General features: G+C 36.7%; 12 protein-coding genes. All 12 read right to left on the bottom strand.

Features of this window, described 5'->3' with window-relative positions; all coding sequences use genetic code 11:
* Positions 1-10: 10 nt before the first annotated feature.
* Positions 11-382, bottom strand: coding sequence for an ATP-binding protein (locus NQ508_RS01635; RefSeq protein WP_330371016.1), 372 nt, complete (start codon positions 380-382; stop codon positions 11-13).
* A 401-nt stretch (positions 383-783) separates the two neighbouring features.
* A complete protein-coding gene (locus tag NQ508_RS01630) occupies positions 784-2,226 on the bottom strand; it encodes a glycoside hydrolase family 32 protein (protein WP_006427688.1) in 1,443 nt (480 codons plus the stop codon).
* A gap of 21 nt (positions 2,227-2,247) precedes the next feature.
* Positions 2,248-4,167: a PTS sucrose transporter subunit IIABC gene (locus NQ508_RS01625; protein WP_006427689.1), complete on the bottom strand. Its 1,920-nt coding sequence runs from the start codon at positions 4,165-4,167 to the stop codon at positions 2,248-2,250.
* A 193-nt stretch (positions 4,168-4,360) separates the two neighbouring features.
* Positions 4,361-5,350, bottom strand: coding sequence for a LacI family DNA-binding transcriptional regulator (locus NQ508_RS01620; protein ID WP_028087351.1), 990 nt, complete (start codon positions 5,348-5,350; stop codon positions 4,361-4,363).
* 292 nt (positions 5,351-5,642) lie between these two features.
* Positions 5,643-7,097 (bottom strand): ATP-binding protein, encoded by a 1,455-nt coding sequence (locus NQ508_RS01615; RefSeq protein WP_259828876.1) that lies wholly within the window; start codon positions 7,095-7,097, stop codon positions 5,643-5,645.
* A gap of 222 nt (positions 7,098-7,319) precedes the next feature.
* The gene (locus NQ508_RS01610; RefSeq protein WP_006427446.1) at positions 7,320-7,733 is read right to left on the bottom strand and encodes a (deoxy)nucleoside triphosphate pyrophosphohydrolase; all 414 of its coding nucleotides are present in this window, start codon (positions 7,731-7,733) and stop codon (positions 7,320-7,322) included.
* Between the two features lie 42 nt (positions 7,734-7,775).
* A complete protein-coding gene (locus NQ508_RS01605; protein ID WP_006427447.1) occupies positions 7,776-9,623 on the bottom strand; it encodes a DUF3427 domain-containing protein in 1,848 nt (615 codons plus the stop codon).
* Between the two features lie 130 nt (positions 9,624-9,753).
* The gene (locus NQ508_RS01600) at positions 9,754-10,830 is read right to left on the bottom strand and encodes a hypothetical protein (protein WP_006427448.1); all 1,077 of its coding nucleotides are present in this window, start codon (positions 10,828-10,830) and stop codon (positions 9,754-9,756) included.
* Between the two features lie 101 nt (positions 10,831-10,931).
* Positions 10,932-11,759 carry a hypothetical protein gene (locus NQ508_RS01595; RefSeq protein ID WP_006427449.1) on the bottom strand — a complete coding sequence of 276 codons (828 nt, stop codon included), beginning with the start codon at positions 11,757-11,759 and terminating at the stop codon, positions 10,932-10,934.
* A gap of 203 nt (positions 11,760-11,962) precedes the next feature.
* On the bottom strand, positions 11,963-14,194 hold the full coding sequence (locus tag NQ508_RS01590; RefSeq protein WP_006427450.1) for a hypothetical protein: 2,232 nt from the start codon (positions 14,192-14,194) through the stop codon (positions 11,963-11,965).
* Between the two features lie 133 nt (positions 14,195-14,327).
* On the bottom strand, positions 14,328-14,489 hold the full coding sequence (locus NQ508_RS14415; protein ID WP_006427451.1) for a DUF8090 domain-containing protein: 162 nt from the start codon (positions 14,487-14,489) through the stop codon (positions 14,328-14,330).
* 225 nt (positions 14,490-14,714) lie between these two features.
* The gene (locus tag NQ508_RS01580; protein WP_006427453.1) at positions 14,715-15,176 is read right to left on the bottom strand and encodes a very short patch repair endonuclease; all 462 of its coding nucleotides are present in this window, start codon (positions 15,174-15,176) and stop codon (positions 14,715-14,717) included.
* Between the last annotated feature and the right edge of the window lie 9 nt (positions 15,177-15,185).

Genomic DNA, 15,185 nt, shown 5'->3' with positions numbered 1-15,185 from the left:
GTTAATAAAGTTACTTGCTTTCTACACGTCTATCGCGACCTGGAAAGTCTAATCGATATGCTTTAGAGGTCATGCGGCTGAGACATGCATCTGCATATGTGTTATCACCAAACAATTGGTACCAGTTCGCTACTGGCATCTGCGAGATGATGACTGTTGATTTTCGGCAATCTCTAGCTTCGATGATTTCAAAGAGATCACGGCACTTGTCAAGATTTAAGTCCATCAATCCAAAATCATCTATAACAAGAAGATCATAACCGGCCATCTTGTTTGAATACTCATAGTAATTATCTTCACTATGCGCATGGGCGGATTCTTGAAGCAGATAAGAGTGCTTGATCCGATTCGAAAACGATCCATAACAGATCTGGTTGGGCACTTATTCAGACGCATCTGAATAGCACCAATAATAGTGTTGTAGTCCTGCATAAAAATGCCTCCTTTCGTAATCTAAAAATAATGACTACGAAAAAACTATAACACTTTATAAGAATGCGTGATCCGACGAAGCGGAAAAGTGTTCCGTTACGACCTGAAAAACTGATCCGTTGCTAGCGGAATCGGTGATCCGATGAAGCGGAATTTGCAGTCAGATACAAAAAACTTGCCACCTGCTACTTCTTACAAATGCATGGCAATACATAAAACTTGCCACTGACAGCATCTCTTGCATACTATGGTATAAAAAATGTGGACTGGCACCTCTTTTTTCAGGAACCTGTCCACATTTTTATTTTCTTTTCCGTATATTCACCTGTTATATCTTATGCAGTCCGGAATCTATTTTTTATATTCAACCTCGAATGATCCAAGTTCATATCCATGAACGCTTCCCTTTACCTCTCTGGATACAAGCTCTACTTTCTGTTCAAGATGTTCACTATATACTCTTGTTGTCAGAACCGTTTCCCCGTTATTAATGAATATCTCAATGGCTGATGTATCCGAAAAGATGGTAATATCCGAAAGCTCTTCCACCTTAGCAAAGCGCTGCTTTCTTCCACGTCCGCTTTCTCCCATCGATAAGGTAAAAAGCCCGTCCTTCCAGCTTATTGTAACATCTTCACGAAGCTTAAGCTCCAGATTTTTTGCTTCTTCCACGTCAAGTCTCAGTTCAAAACAGCAGTCCGCAGGCGCCCACTTTGTAAATGCTTCCAGCTCGCAGGTAAATGCATTTTTACGCAGATCTTTCATCTCCTTTAATGGATGCTGTAAGATCTTTCCATCTTTCCATTCCAGTTCTCTTGGCATGGTAAGTGCATGGATCCAGTCATATGCAACCGTTGCATCATTATCATAATCTGCATCCGGAATCCCCATCCAGCCAATCAGGATTCTTCTACCCGCTTCATCTGCAAATGTCTGTGTCGCATAGATGTCAAATCCTTTGTCAAATTCCTGAAATTTTCCAAAGCTGTATGATTTGTTCTTCAGGTCAAACTCTACCGGAAAATATCCACACTGGTACACATTCTGGTAATCATATCCCTTCTGATCTACTCCCTGTGGACAGCATGTCATAATCTGCTGGCCGTCAATCTCGAACAGATCCGGGCATTCCCACATATAACCAAATGGCTTTGCTGTCCGCACCGTATCGTACCATTTCCAGTGTTCCAGATCGTCGGAACAAAACAAAAGTGCACAGCCATAAGATTCCGCATCACGGCCTCCCTGGATCATATAATAACGGCCGTCTTTTTTATAGATTTTTGGATCTCTGACATGCTTGGACATATTCACCGGATAATCATCATTGGTCATTACAAGCTTCTTGTATGCAATATTCTTTCCATCCGGACTGAATACGTGAATCGTATTCTGTTCCCGTCCATTCATGATATAATCATAATCTTTATCCCAGAGTTTTACATTTCCTGTGTAAAAATAGTGAATTCCATCTTCACAGGTATAGGCTGATCCGCTATATACACCGTCTCTGTCCCATTCTTCGTCCGGATAAAGGAACGGCTCTTCTTCTTTATAATGAATCCAATCCTTTGTTGTGTAATGTCCCCAAAGCTTCGTTCCCCATCCGGCAAGAAATGGTGTATATTGGAAATAAATATGATTCACACCCTGAAATTCACACAGACCATTCGGATCATTCATCCAGCCTGTCGGCGGCATCATATGAAAGTGAAGTCTGTTTTTATCTTTTTTTACATTCTCCCTCATACTTTCATGCTTCGGATATTCTGTTAAATATGTCTCTTTGTTCATCTGTTCCTGTCCACCTTATCCTTACACGATTTCAGCCATCTTATCATTTTTTGCAATATGTTTTTCTTCTGTTTTGATGGTCTTTCCTTCCGGAAGCTCTGTGAAGATAACAAGAATCTCCGGAGAGTATCCATGCTTCTTCACCAGGTCGATGTCAAATCTGATAAGTGCTTCTTCTGCTGTTACTTCCTGTCCTTCTTTTACAAGTGTCTCAAATCCTTCACCGTTCATATTGACGGTATCTACCCCGCAGTGAATCAGGATCTCTGCTCCATCTGCAGTTGTAAGTCCGATTGCATGTCCGGTTGGATATACGAGTGATACGGTTGCCTTACATGGTGCCATAACGGTTCCGTCTTCCGGAAAGATAACGACACCGTCTCCAAGTACCTTGTTTGCAAATGTCGGATCTGTCGATGCTTCGATATCTTTTACTGTTCCCTCTGCTGCTGCATAGACTGCACCAGGCTCTTCTGTAATAACTGCCTTTGTTGTATCATTTTCTTTTGTATCGTTCTTTTTGTCATTTTTATTCTTATCCGGTGCTGACCACATTTTTCCAAAGATGACTGTACATACAAATCCAATCATAATCGCGATTGCATGTGCAATGATGTAGTTAATGTACCCGTGATGTGCCGGATTAGCAATTGCCATTCCAGGAAGTGCAGTTGTACCGAATCCAAGAGCAGTAAGCTTTGAATAGTATACATATGCACCTGCAACTGCACCACCGATACATCCACCGATCAGTGGAAACTTGTAACGTAAGTTTACTCCGAAGATTGCCGGTTCACTGATACCAAATAATGTCGAGCAGAAACTTGGAATACAAAGCTCTCTGGCTTTTAAGTTCTTCCAGTTCAGGGAAAGATAACCAAGTACCGCACCACTTTGTCCAAATAAAGCTACAGACATCAGTGGATTTAAAAAGTTTGTTCCTGTCGATGCAATAAGCTGTGCTTCTACCGCACCGATAATGTGATGAAGACCTGTGATAACTACGATCTGCTGAACTCCGGCAAATAACGCATACCCGAATGCTCCCAGATGTTCTGTACCCCACATCAGTCCGTCTGTGATTCCATTAGAAAGAATTCGTCCTGCCGGACCTACAAGTGTAAAAAGTAATACCGTAGAGATAAATACTGTCAGCATTGGTGCAACCAGAAGCTTGATTACATCCGGAATTACCTTATTGAAGAATTTATCCAGTTTTGCAACTACAAATCCCATCATAAGCGCGATGATGATTCCTCCCTGGAATCCTACCATCTCAATCTTCAGTCCGAACAGACGGATAACTTCTATATCAACGGTTCCCTGTGCAGCCTGGTAAGCATTGGCAAGAGAACTGTCTAACATGATTGCTCCGATTACCATACCAAGAACCGGATTCCCGCCAAATCTTTTTACGGCTGAATAGCATACTGCCATTGGAAGGATTGCAAAGATACCTGTAGACGCAAGACTTACCAGCCGGTTGATCGCATATAAGGTATCATGTGTCTTTACTACTTCAAGTCCGCCAAGGACGCTTGTAATTCCCATCAGAAGGGCTGCTGCAAGAAGTGCCGGCATGATTCCGATAAATACATCAGATAACGCTTTGATCACTGCCTGAAGTGGATTCTGCCTCTTCGCACTTTCTTCCTTCAGATCTCCCAGTGACATATTCTGTGTATTCGTATACTCGGCAAATACCTCATATACATCATTCACTGTTCCAGCTCCCAGGATCAGCTGTAACTGATTACCTGCTATGAACGCACCTTTTACTTTGTCGATATCTTCCAGTTTTTCAATATCTGCAAGATCATTATCTTTCAATACGATCCTGAGTCTGGTTGCACAGTGTGCTGTTCCCTGGATATTATCCATTCCACCAATATTGGCTACGATCTGTTTTGATATTTCCAGATACTCATTGTTCTTTCCCATTTCTCTTCTCCTTGTATTGTTTTGTTTTGGAACCGGTTCCGTTCCTATGTTTTTATTATATACATCAGCTTTTGTATGTCAACACAAAACGTCACTGCACTTTCATTTTTGGAAACGGTTCCAAAAATTGATATCTAAATTTGTCTATATTGCACAAAAGCAGGTCTGTCAAATTGACAGATCCGCCTGATTCTCAGTTCTCTTTTACACTTTTTCTTTCTATAATTTCATACGGGTTGACCTGAAGCGGGCTTACCGGCTTTCCTAAAATCATCTGGATCATCGACTCAGCACTGATCTCCCCCCAGTTCTTCCAGTCAAATTTTACCGTCGTAAGTGGCGGCTGTAACAGTTCTCCTGCTTCGTAATCGCCAAATCCTACCACGGATACTTCTTCCGGTATCCGTATACCTTTCTCTGACATTACTTTGTACACGCCAAATGCGATACGGTCTGTTGCGCATACGACTGCCGCCGGTGTCTTCATATGATCTACAAATTTCTGTACATTTTCAATTGCATTTTCATAAAAGAACGTTGTCTCTATGACTTCTTTTGGCTTTTTCTCACAGGACATAAGTCCATCGATCACTCCATGGCGTCGTTCTCCTCCTACTGCCGGGTCATCTTCAGGTACCCAGAGCATATAAATCTCCTTGAACTTACGTTGTCCGATATAATTACCCACCGCATATCCTGCATTGTAATCATCATTAATGACAGAATTCTCTCCCGGGAAGCGTTGTCCAAGAAACAGGATTGGAATTTTTAACTTCTTTACTGCTTCTTCGTATTCTTTTGTGCTTCCCGTCGCAAGAACCATAATTCCATCTACATTCATATTCTTCAGCCGTTCGATACAGCGTATTTCTTCTTCGATATCATTTTCCGTATGCATGATAAGAGGTGTATAATCATTTTTCTTAAGATAGGCAACGATTACTTCTACAAGTCTCGGTGTTGTTACCGAGTTAAATCCAGGTACCGTAAGTCCTATGATCCGGCTCTCTTTTGCATTCAGCCTTGCAAACAGATTCGGCTCATAATTATTTTCTTCGATGATTTTTTTTATCTTCTGGGCCGTTGCATCTTTAACGCTTCCCCCGTTCAGATATCTTGATACAGTACTTTTTGCCACACCGGACATCTGGGCTATATCATTTATTGTCAGTTTTTTTTCCAAATTATTTTCCCCCATAGCGTCTATTTCGAACCTGCTTATAATACAGAGAACCTGCCAGTGACAGCTTCTTCCGGACACATGCCGATTCAAAATGTCTTAATATGTATTATACTCTTCTTTGAAATTTCCTGTCAAATTATCTCCTGTCCGAAATAGAGGATTCACACAAAGATTTTCAAGGGTTTGCGGAGAATTTAATAACAAAATATAACAGTTATTAAATCTCTTAAAACAGGTGAAATCTCAATCGGGATTTCTTTCTGCAGACGCTGCCGCAGGAATTGGTCTTCTCTCATTTTTCTCTTTCTACGCTATAATATAACTGTTTTGGACTCTTTGGCTTATCTGGAATACTCAACTTAATTACGCCAGCTTCTACTAATGGATTTACATACGTCTGTATAGCATAAGTAACAGAATTTAACCCCAGATAATCACAAATTTCCTTTCTTGTACGCGGTGTTTTACAAAATACTATTAAATTATTTGTTTCTTCATCATTTGACATATCTTCATAATCATTCTTTGATTCTTTATATAGTTTTACAATAAAACTTCCTCTTTCATCCAAGAATTCTGGCTGTCTTAAGTTATATTTCTCCATTTCCATCCGGATTGTTGGAATTCCCGAATACCTGTTTTCTATTATTCCCAATGTTTCAAGTGCCGATGCAAGTACCGGATTTCTTGTATCCGGTTGAATTTTTCCTAATTGGTCGATAGTGATTCTTCCATATAATCCACCTGGATTATGTATTTCAATCCTGTCTTCAAACATTATAAGTTGAATCGGCATTCCTTCTGTATGAATACTATAATCACGATGTACTAATGCATTTATAATAGCTTCTCTAACCGCTGTTATTGGATAGTCTGTTCTGTCAGTTCTTCGTCCGGTTGTCGGACTTATAATTGTCTTTGTCCGCATATTGCGTTTCACAAATAATAATGCCTCATCCAACATTTCCGGAATTGTTCCTTCTATTCTCTGATTATCTGAGAATCTTTCCCCCATGTCGCCAAGACTTCCTATTGTTCTCCCAGGAATTACAATTGCCGTAATACACAATTGTGGAAAATATGCCTGTGGATATGGACTAAAAAGCAAAGTCGCACTAAGCGTTACTTTCTCTCCTCGCTTTATGCTCATAAGTTCATAAATACTTTCATTATCAAGTGTTGCTAATCTTTGTTTTCCTCTCTTTAACAGTTCAACATAACGATTCAGTTCTTCCTGATCCAATGACATTAATGTTACTCTCGGAACCTCACGGATATCGTCTTGATATTTTCTTCTATATGCTTCATAACTATATATTTCGTATTCTGTCATCGGTTCATCACTATCCCCAATACGGGTATAGGACCCCTTCAACCTTCCACGTCCTTGATAATAGCAAGGTCTGTCTGCCAAATCTATTCCGGGAATTTCAGCAGAAACAAATTTTTTATTTTCCTTCTCCACAACTGTAATAAGCGGCCGTACAACCGGATTCATCTGCAAGCATTGCTCGTTAATTTTCTTTTGAATGTCCTGAGCATCATAAACACCAACTTCTTTATAATCTTGTTTCTCATCAATTCCAAAAACAATAATGCCACCATCATCCTGATTAGAAAAACTTGACAAAGAATCATATAATCGTTTCGGATATCCTTGCTCCGCTGATTTCAATTCCAAATTCTGCGTTTCGCATTTCATTTTTTGAATTAATTTTAGTTTGTCATATAATTCTTCTGTTGTCATTTTAGTTCCTCCATTTATATTTTAGATTCTAGCATTATATTTAAGTTTATGCAAGAAACTCAAATATTATTCTTATGAACTAAAAAAGAACTCAAATTTATACTTCAAATTTGAGTTCTTTTTCATTTTCAATGTCCACTTATTCCTCTCTATATTTTATAGTCCATCTCTTCTTCCCCTTCTCATCATATAGACCTATAGGCTGTTAATTATAAAATGCGATCACTCAGCAGGCGTCATATCTCCTGCAATCTTCTTCGCAACCGCCACATCCGCCGGCAGCCACTCCACATCCGTAAGCTCCTCCCTGGTCAGCCATCTGGCTGCCTCATGCTCCTTCAGCACCAGATCCCCTTTCACAATCTCACACCAAAAGCAATCCATCGAAAGATGAAATCCCGGATAATCATACTCCACCGTCTCGATCCATTCACCAACCGCAACTTCCGTATCCAGTTCTTCCATGATCTCACGCTTCAACGCTTCCTGCGGTGTCTCCCCGGCTTCGATCTTGCCGCCTGGGAATTCCCATCCGCCTTTGAACTCGCCATATCCGCGCTGTGTTGCGAATATCATCGTTCTTCCGTCTTCCTTTACTGCCTTTATCACTGCTGCCACAACTCTAATCGTCTTCATCTTACCATTTATCTCCTGTCAAAAATCTTCCTGTAACAGTCCCTATTCATTCACAATATACTGATAAATATCTTCTCTCACCGGAGTCTCCAGCTCCCATTCGATCTCCACCGCCGTCTTATCCGTATTCGGCATCACGAACTGCTTCGCATTCCCGGTCGCGATCACACGCCCCAGATAATAGAATTCCTTGGATATCTTATCATCCTTATTCTTTCTCACAAACAGTTGCACATCTATGCCACGTTCTGTTGCGTTCAGGAAATTCTGCACATCTTCCGAATCCATGCTTCTTCCACTTTTGGAAATCGCGATCAGCCGGTTCTCTGCTACGAAATGATCTTCGTATTTCGTGGTATCGCTGATATTGTCCTGCTTATCGTAGTTAATGAATATCGGAAATGTCTTAGTCTTCTTATCATATTTGTAACCGCCGATGTTCAGCGGCACTTCATTTCTCTCCCAGTTCAGCAGACGGCAGGCATCCTCATATGTATATTTCTGATACAATACCAGATTCGTATTCTGATAATGGTAACTGTAATTGACCTTATATCTCGAGATTCCGAAGTCCACCAGTTCCTCCAGAATCGCACAGAATTCCGGATTCTCTAACATTTTCCCATACACATCGGAAATGCCATAATCATCCTGTTCCTTCTTCAGAAATACACACTGTGCGTAAGTCTTCTTTGCTGCGCTCGTCGGAAATTCATTGGTCATCATATTGATCACATTTTCCATGCAGTGCTCGTTCATCTCACAATGATACTTCTCGGATAAATACTTCCGCAGACGCCCAATGATTCCATGGCGATACTGCAACGTACGTTTCAATAATTCCAGCTCATGAATCCGCTTGCCACTCGCCAGCTTTTTGGAAATGAATTCGATTGCTTTTTCTTCGTCTTCTGACAGCCGGATGGTATATTCCTTTTCGTATTTCACAAGGAATTTGTAATATGAACCCAGGCTGTTATTGTCGAAGATCCGCAGCACATCCATTTCCCCATACTTATCAAAATCCGCAAGCGCTGGGATATGCCCCAGCTTATTCTTCAGATTCGTATAATTCTCCCGGATTAATTTGATATCGCTGAAGTTCGCATTATCAATCGCCTGGAAGATCCGCTTTCTGGAAATCTCATCGAAGTGAATCGTGCTCGCACCCGGAATCACTCTGCCGCCTTCCGTGACATAACGGCGGATATTATCCTTGTTATAACTGCGGTCGCCGGACAGCGCAATCGGAATCATAAAGTTATTCCGATAATTTCCGATGAAATCCAGTACAACGACATATTCTTTATTCTCAGCTTTACGAAGTCCACGACCAAGCTGTTGGATGAACACGATCGGTGACTCTGTCGGACGAAGCATGATGACCTGATTGATCTCCGGCACGTCCACACCCTCGGAAAATATGTCTACGGAAATGATGTAGTCCAAGGCATCTTCGGATTCTTCTCCTGCCAGCCGTTCGATCGCTGCTGCTCTCGCTTCTTCCGAATCACTACCGCTCAGCACCAGCGTCCGCCAGCCCTTGGCGTTGAATTTCTTCGATAATTCCTTCGCCTCATCAATCCGGCTACAGAAAATCAACCCCTTCACGCGGTCGCCACTGTATCCGAAATATTCCGCCTGTTTCATGACATTTTCCACACGCTCTTCGGATGTCAGATAGCGGAAGTTCTCCACCTTTTCTTCGGATGATTTCCCCGCATCTGCAATAATATCCAGATCCGTGATTCCAAAATAATGGAACGGACACAACAGATCCTCCTCCATCGCATCCTGCAGACGAATCTCGTATGCGATCTGATGATTGAAGATTTCGTAAATGTTCCTGCCTTCCAGATTGTCGTCTCGTTTATCTGGCGTTGCGGTCATACCAAGCCATAGCTTTGGTTCGAAATAGTCCAGGACTTTTTTGTAGCTGTTGGCGGCGCTTTCGTCAGCATGTAAATAAAATACTTCTAAAATTAGTTCCCGGCATAGTTGATATCACACTTTACATTGTTTATATTTTATTTTTGAACTTTTGAATAAGTTTTATATTATCAGGTCTTACAATATGAATATATTTTTCCATAGTTGAATCAAACGAAATAATATAGGAATTTGTATTCGCCAAAATAACTTCGCCTTGTTTTAATGGTCTTATATATCCCAAACAACCAGCACACAACATATCAAAAATATCATTCTTCTTTAATTTTTGTGCCCTATCAAACCATGCATTAAACATGACCTCTTTAAGATAATCCGTTTGATATCTATTATATCCATGTTTTAAAAACATATCTGATATTCTCTGTTTTGCATACTCTAAAAATTTAATATTGGTTTGAAGCACTGAAACTATTCCTGGCATAGTTCCATTCAACCCATCAAAACCTTTTGAATCACTTTCAGCATTTGCTTTTTGAATAGCCTCTATAATATCAATTTGATTTTCTATACACGCAGCACATCCTGCAAGTGTTAAATCTATAACTTTGCATGCATCGTTAAGCACATCAATATATTTTTCTTTTAATATATTTTGATCTTTACCTTGTTCATAACCAACTTTCAATGCATTTTTAAATTCATTTGTTACTACTTCCTGATTTTCTTGAAATTCTTTTCTTCCAAGGAATTCCCAAATGCCTTTTTCCTGATTTTCAGTAAACTTATTCATTTCAGATAATCTGTATTCCAAATATAAATTCTTAGTTATTTCATAGAATAAATAACTAAATCTGCTTTCAATATCAATCTTTGTATTCAACAATTGATACGCATATTTCTTTAAATCATTATCACTCATATGATATATGCAATTCATCTCCACATCACTTACACAATAATCGGGAATATTATTGAATAATGATAATTTTTTTTCTCCTCTAAAATCCAAAATTTGTTTTAATCTTTTTTTATCATCTCTAAAATGAACCATTATTTCTATAAAAACAGATGTTGGAAGACTCTTATCAAATATAGAATCTAAATACCCTCTCAATTCTTTTTCTTTTACATGTGCAGATTCACCCAATCCTACATTCTTTCTCCCCATATATGAATAAAAAGCGTTTGCATCTAAAAATATCATACCTTTCCCCTCTTCTTTTAAACTACTTATTTCGACTTTATATCTTAGGGTTGTCAACCAACTCTTCCTTTTTGTAGTGTGTTTAACACCTTACATACCCTTTACTTATTATTTTTCAATTCGTCATAGAAACCTACTTCATATTTCTCATGAATTTCAATAAAATTTTCAATTTCTTCTATGCTAAGAATATTTTCAGATGGAACACTTCCAATTGTCATTCCTGTAAAGTCAAATTCATATGGATATTTATACATCTTCGTCACAATAAAATATTTTAAAATTTCGACAATTACATCTGTCCTAGAACGTTCTCGCATTTGTGATAATTTACATTTGAATTTTATTATACAAGGTTTTCCTAAAATCCAAAGCCGTTTATACGGTTCTTTTTTATGTAAATTCTTGTCTATATTCTCAATAGACCATCGCACAATTTCTCCACCCAAATTAGTTGCAAAAATACTTGCATTAACATCGTTATAAATAGTTTTTTTATCTCCTTGAAAGTGTACAGATTCCGTTCGGGATTCTATATTTCTATCCCAATACACATAAATATGTTTAAAAATTTTTTCTATCATATCTTGTGCAACTCCAATTTGTGACAAGAGTAATCTAATACGTTTTTCTCCTAAACAGCCACGTCCACCACTCACAATTATTCCATTTCTCCAAAAATCTTCTTCATTTAAAACTCGTGTACAATGCCATACTGCAACCTCTGTTTCTAAATTATTATTTAAAAAGTCTACTACACTATTACTTTCTTTAAGACACAAATCCTGTAATTGATGCTCTATCTGCCACCATTCAGTTACGCCTTCTAGTGATATCCTATTTCGTATATAATCTTCAAATCTTGCATCCCACATTTGCAATTCTTTCGGAAATGAACTTGGATTATCAAAATCAATCATTTCTCTCATATAAATTGTTCTCCCTTTATTTCAGTCACTTCTAAATTTTGCAAAACCTGTTTTTGCCAACTTTTTCATGTTTCTTTATTTCAAATATAATTTCTTTGATTTCATAATATATTCTTTTCATCATTAACGAAATTTACCTATTTAAAATTATTTCTAAATATTATCTTCAGAAATTTTCAACAGACAAAATATATAAGATTTTGTTAATCAATTAAATCACTAACCTTTTCTTCAATAGTATCAATTCGAAACATCACCATATATATGCACAATAACGTAACTCTAAACGCATATCGAAGTTTCCCTCCTGCTAAATAATCTCGTCCATGAATACATTCATTTCTTATATTCAAAAAATTACTATTATACATTGAATTATAAACAAACATTATATCCGAAACATTTTCAAAACTTTTTTGTTCATTATATATTTGTAACAATAATTCTCTAAGTAAAGAACTCGGATCGTTGCATTGCATAAACTCCTCTTCATCTATTTTATAAGGAAATATTCCTAAATAAGATACAAGCTTTCTAATTTGCATTTCCAAAACAGGGAATAATTGAGTTATCATCGCTAGTGATATTTTCTTATCATATTCCAACAATTCAATAGGCGCTTTTGCCTTAATTAAATTATACATTTTTTCCTCTTCATTAAACAATGTAATATTTAATTGAAGCTCAATTTTACAGTTTTGGTAAATATATGCGACAAATTTCTCTGGCAACATCTTATTCAACAATTTATATCCTTTGTTTTCTACTATTTCTGAAATAATTTCTAAAAATTTGGCATCGATATCATGTCTTTTATAATTTACTTTTGCCCCTTCTCGCGGAAAAACCTCTGATATTTCTATATTGGAAACGAGCATTATAAGCGGATTCTCTGCAGCTTTCATCATTTCTTTTAAAATTTTATTTTGATCGTATGACATTGTCAAATTTGAAAATAAAATAGGATTAATCATAATCCGTTTGCTAAATTCATTGCATTTTTGAGCAGAAATTCTTTGTTGACTTGAAATGACTTGCATACTCTTAACTACATCCTCATAATAATTTGTACTCCATAATTTTTTTATTCTTAACATCTCAGATTGTATACGTTGGTTATCTATATACATATTTTCTTTTTTTACTCTTATCAAAAAAATCATGTAATAATAAAAGGATACCGCCAAGATTATATCTCTTTCACTGTTTTCTACGAGTTCATCAAACTTTACACTCAACATTTCAAAATATGTTTTATCTATTCCAGTTATCACATCTTTATCTTCAAAATAATCCCTAATTCCACGTAATTCTTTAATTTCTTCTATATCCTTATATTTGGATTCGCAAAATTTTTTATATACTCCAATTTGTACTTTTGACAATGGTATATGCATTTGCTGAATTCTTCTGATGTCATTTGGAGTCATATATACTTGAAAAGCTTTTAACATTTCCACAAATCTCGTATCTTTTCTCCAGTCTCCAGTTAATTTTTTTTCAAAAAGTTTTTCTATAAATTTACATGAAGAACTTATACTTAAATTAAACAAATCCGTTTTATTGATGATTTCTCGACGTATCATCTCACAATGGGCTAAAATGCATTCATCCGAAGGAATATCTCCAAAAGAATAAAATAAAATTGTTTCTACAATAAATTTAACATCCTTATTGTCTATATCATCTTTTATTCTTATAATATTTTTCTTATCTGTGCCTAATACTTTTCCATCCGAATCAGCTTCTCGCAAATCCCTACTTAAAAGCATAAATATTGTATCTTCTTGCCATGTTGCCCCCAAATTAGTTCTTATACTGTCAAATCTAAATGCATTATAAGTATTCGCCCTTTTTCTAATTTTCTCTTCAGCTTCTGCTCCTATATCATATTTTATATAATGCACATTATCATTTAAACATTTCTTTATCTCATCTATTCCTGTTATTGAAATATTATCTATAAATTCATTAATTTCATCCAGATTTTTAATTATTTCATCGATATTTACTAATTGAAAATAATTTTTTTCTTGTAGCATCCCTATATTAAAATCATAGTCTGTCCCATTATCAATATTAAGTAATTTAGTAATCCACAATACTAGCAACATAAGCTTGCCTGTTAATGAATTTATTGATTTTTGACAAGTCACTATATCAATTCTTCCATTATAAAATTTTGCCAGTTCCCATCCTTCTTTTATTATTGAATTATTAATTATCCATTCTTTAGCACACACATTTCTTATTTTTTCAAATCTAACAATTAATTCTCTTATTGAATATGAATTATCTACAAATTCATGCCACGATTTTGGTTCTTCAAAAACATATCTTTTATCAATATAATCAAACAGCCATTGCCATTCTTGTGAATATTCCAAGATTCCATCAACAAATTTAACATTTTCTTCATGATCAAAATAATTCATCGCTTTTCCTTCTTTTTTATTTTTCCAAACATTTACTAATAAATATTCTCATCCATACCAACCACATTTGTACAAAATAATTTTTATGCGCTTTTTTATCATTTCTAATTAATTATTATTTTGAATCTACACTTTAATAACTGCAACCCAGAATGTTATTATCAAAAATCCGCAGCACATCCATTCCCCCATACTTATCAAAATCTACAAGCACCGAGATATAATCCAACTTATTCTTCAAATTCGTATAATTCTCTCGAATTAATTTGATATCGCTAAAGTTTGTATTATCCATCACCCCAAAATCCACTTTCTAGAAATTTCGCCAAGTTGAATCTTGCTCGCGCTCATAATTACTCTGCCACCTTCCGTGACATAACGGCGAATATTATCCTTATTATAACTGTGATTGCCGGACATCGCAATCGATACCCAAATTTGTGAACAAGACACGAAAATTTTTATAAGTTCACCAAAACAAAAGCGACCAGCTGAATAATTACAGTTAATCGCCCTTGATTTAGTCATATTTAATTAAATCATCTATATCTTGCATTTTAATTTCAAATGCAATTTCTTGAACTACTTGTACACAGGACGCAGTTTCTTTTAAAACTTCCTTTGTCCAAAAGTGAATTGGAACCCAACCTTTAACAAGTAATTCCTTGTCCACCCTTGTATCTCTAGCCATATTTTCTTCTATTTTTTCAATCCAATACTCTCTGTTACGTTTTAATTTTGGCTTTTTATTATCCCAATCATAACCATGCCAAAACTCACCATCAACGAATATTGCTATATTATAACGGCGAATGGCTATATCCGGAGATCCCGGTAAAGTTTTATCATTTAATTGATACCGAAAGCCTTTATGCCATAATTCTTTTGCAAGGAGCATTTCTGCAGTACCCTTTTTCAGCTTTACATTCGACATTCTTTTTGAAGTAGCTTCATCAGTATCGTAATGTTTTGGATGCTTCATCTCATACCT

Origin of the sequence: Dorea longicatena, assembly GCF_025150085.1 — a bacterium.
In the GTDB taxonomy this organism is placed as follows: Bacteria; Bacillota; Clostridia; order Lachnospirales; family Lachnospiraceae; genus Dorea_A; species Dorea_A longicatena.
The sequence above is the reverse complement of the archived record's forward strand: the minus strand, read 5'-3'. Positions and strand labels throughout refer to the sequence as shown.

What these genes read in the sequence shown, in the direction of transcription:
- NQ508_RS01630 (WP_006427688.1), bottom strand. Translation starts at nt 2,226, where the DNA reads ATGAACAAAGAGACATATTTAACAGAATATCCGAAGCATGAAAGTATG.
- NQ508_RS01625 (WP_006427689.1), bottom strand. Translation starts at nt 4,167, where the DNA reads ATGGGAAAGAACAATGAGTATCTGGAAATATCAAAACAGATCGTAGCC.
- NQ508_RS01615 (WP_259828876.1), bottom strand. Translation starts at nt 7,097, where the DNA reads ATGACAACAGAAGAATTATATGACAAACTAAAATTAATTCAAAAAATG.
- NQ508_RS01610 (WP_006427446.1), bottom strand. Translation starts at nt 7,733, where the DNA reads ATGAAGACGATTAGAGTTGTGGCAGCAGTGATAAAGGCAGTAAAGGAA.
- NQ508_RS01605 (WP_006427447.1), bottom strand. Translation starts at nt 9,623, where the DNA reads ATGACCGCAACGCCAGATAAACGAGACGACAATCTGGAAGGCAGGAAC.
- NQ508_RS01600 (WP_006427448.1), bottom strand. Translation starts at nt 10,830, where the DNA reads ATGATATTTTTAGATGCAAACGCTTTTTATTCATATATGGGGAGAAAG.
- NQ508_RS01595 (WP_006427449.1), bottom strand. Translation starts at nt 11,759, where the DNA reads ATGAGAGAAATGATTGATTTTGATAATCCAAGTTCATTTCCGAAAGAA.
- NQ508_RS01590 (WP_006427450.1), bottom strand. Translation starts at nt 14,194, where the DNA reads ATGAATTATTTTGATCATGAAGAAAATGTTAAATTTGTTGATGGAATC.
- NQ508_RS14415 (WP_006427451.1), bottom strand. Translation starts at nt 14,489, where the DNA reads ATGGATAATACAAACTTTAGCGATATCAAATTAATTCGAGAGAATTAT.
- NQ508_RS01580 (WP_006427453.1), bottom strand. Translation starts at nt 15,176, where the DNA reads ATGAAGCATCCAAAACATTACGATACTGATGAAGCTACTTCAAAAAGA.